The following is a 2,377-nucleotide window of genomic DNA, read 5'->3' on the forward strand; positions in this document are numbered from 1 at the left end:
ATCAGTGTGTCGAGCCAAAAGAGTACACGCCGTGTATTTTTGAATATGTATACTTTGCGCGTCCTGATTCAATTATGGATAATATCTCAGTGTACAAATCACGTCTGCGCATGGGCGAGAAGCTTGGGGACAAAATTCTCAAAGAGTGGGGCGAGGATCATGATATCGACGTGGTCATTCCTATTCCTGATACTTCGCGCACCTCAGCGATGGAGCTGGCGCTTAAGATGAATATCAAGTACCGTGAAGGCTTTATGAAAAACCGCTACATCGGTCGCACCTTTATTATGCCAGGTCAGCAGCAGCGCAAAAAATCAGTCCGCCAAAAACTAAGTGCCGTGCCGCTTGAGTTTAAAGGCAAAAACGTGTTGTTGGTTGATGATTCTATCGTACGCGGTACCACCTGTCATGAGATCATTCAGATGGCACGAGATGCTGGTGCGCGCAAAGTGTTTTTTGCTAGTGCCGCGCCGCCAGTTAAGTATCCTAACGTCTATGGCATCGATATGCCTGTGCGTAGCGAGCTGATCGCCTCAGGCCATAGCGTAGAAGAAGTACGCAAAATCATCGGCGCTGATCGCTTAATTTTTCAAGATTTAGATGACTTAATTGATGCAGTTAAAGATACCAAACATAGCAAGGTTGAAGGCTTTGATTGCGCAGTATTTAACGGCTGTTATATCACAGGTCAAATCAATGAAGCCTATCTTGATCACCTGCAAGAGCTGCGTAATGACACTGCTAAGATCGGCAAAAAAGGCGTGCAAATTGTCGCTGATACGCCAGTCGATATGATGGGTGTTGAAGAGTTATAATTCTAAGTTTGTAGTGCTAAAGAAAAAAGGCTGATCTCGATTGCGAGTTCAGCCTTTTTTTTGGCTAAAACTCATCCTAACATACGCGCAAATAGCCAAAGTAAGCCATTAATAGTCGCAATGCCAACGAGCATACTGACGAGTAGCTGACGACTAATGTGATAAATAAATAGCACGGCAGTTAGCGCACCGATCTGTGCCAGTAGCAAGTGCATCTCAGCACTATTTAGGCGCGTACCCAAAGATAGCTCTTGATAGGAGAGGCTGGTTAAGATAAGCAGTACCATCACGGACAACGGCAGGCTCTCATTAAGGCGATGTAGCCAAGGAGTGTCGAGTACCTTTTTGGGTATGAGGACAGGTAGGGCGCGAGTCACAAAAGTCACCGCCGCCATAGCAAGGGTCGCTAAAATGAGATAACTACTCGTCATGCGTCACCCCCTTTGCACAGCGCTGTAACCAAAATCCGCGCAGTAAAATTAGCAGCATACAAATGCTTATAGCGACAAGTAGTAGCCAATCTTGAGTAAACAACGAGGCTAAAACCAGCGCTATGGCGGCAATACCAATTGGAAAGTAGCGCTTAATAGTTTGAAATTGCTCATAAGCTAAAATGGCAAACAAGCATACCAGTGCAAAGTCCAAATGCGGCACCAAATCATTGAGCGCGCTGCCTATCATAACGCCAATAGCAGATGCCAGTACCCACCAGCTTTGATTAAATAAGCTAATAGGCAGTATCAGAGCACGCCGCGTCTCATTAGGCAGACTCGTCATTACCGAAAAAGTCTCATCGGTGAGTGCAAACAGACAGTAGGTTTTGGCAAGCTTATGCGAGGGCATATAGTTGAGTAGTGGCATCGCATAAAAGACATGACGCAGATTGATCGCCGCGATGTTGGTGGCGATATTACCTATTGGCAGAGTGCCGCTGAGCATAGGTAAACAGGCATATTGCGCTGCTCCTGCGTAGAGCAAGAGGCTGAGCATAATTGTCGCCCACACAGGAATGCCTGCTACTTGCGCGAGTACCCCAAAGGCAATGCCCGCTGGCAAATAACCCATCGCTACAGGAATGCTTTTTTTAAAGCCTGTCGCCCAGTCGTAATGAGTGTGATGCGGCGGGTTTGCTTTATTTAAATCTAAATGTGTGCTCACAGAACATCCTAATTTGCTTCTTATGGTTTTTATCTAAAACGTGCGCTAACTCTCAGGTTGTCTTTTTTGATAACTACCTGTCATATATGTTTGATACAAAAACCCGCCTAGAATAATGACGCGCAGTAATAACAGCGCCCAGACGCTTAGCCAAATACCTGTCATATCCCACTGCTGATATAGCAGCCAACTGAGCGGAAAAAAAACAACGGCTAAAATAAGCGCTGCATTACGAATGACCTTACCCGCCGTCAAGCCAAAGAAAATACCATCAAGCCAGTAAGCACCGACACCAACAAGCGGCAGGAGCACAGCATAGATGTGATAATCATAAGCAAGAGCGAACACTGCATCAATATTAGTCATAAACTCTAGATACGTGGGGATGATAAGCCACCATATTA

3 protein-coding genes and 1 pseudogene are annotated in these 2,377 nt (G+C 45.6%); 1 reads left to right on the forward strand and 3 read right to left on the reverse strand.

Translation table 11 applies throughout. From position 1 onward, the window contains the following. On the forward strand, nt 1-815 hold an 815-nt coding region (locus tag ACTXGO_RS12545; RefSeq protein WP_443574771.1), incomplete at its 5' end, for an amidophosphoribosyltransferase. 71 nt (nt 816-886) lie between these two features. On the opposite strand, the gene ACTXGO_RS12550 is transcribed toward ACTXGO_RS12545, so the two are convergent. From ACTXGO_RS12550 to ACTXGO_RS12560, 3 genes and pseudogenes are all read right to left on the reverse strand, one after another. Next, nucleotides 887-1,246, reverse strand: coding sequence for an AzlD domain-containing protein (locus tag ACTXGO_RS12550; RefSeq protein ID WP_435949058.1), 360 nt, complete (start codon nt 1,244-1,246; stop codon nt 887-889). Then, complete coding sequence (locus ACTXGO_RS12555) at nt 1,236-1,880, reverse strand: AzlC family ABC transporter permease (RefSeq protein ID WP_435951050.1); 645 nt, start codon at nt 1,878-1,880, stop codon at nt 1,236-1,238. Before ACTXGO_RS12555 ends, ACTXGO_RS12550 begins: the two co-directional genes overlap by 11 nt. A gap of 138 nt (nt 1,881-2,018) precedes the next feature. Further along, a pseudogene (locus ACTXGO_RS12560) lies at nt 2,019-2,377 on the reverse strand (MATE family efflux transporter); the annotation flags it as partial.

Source organism: Psychrobacter sp. T6-1, assembly GCF_052258445.1.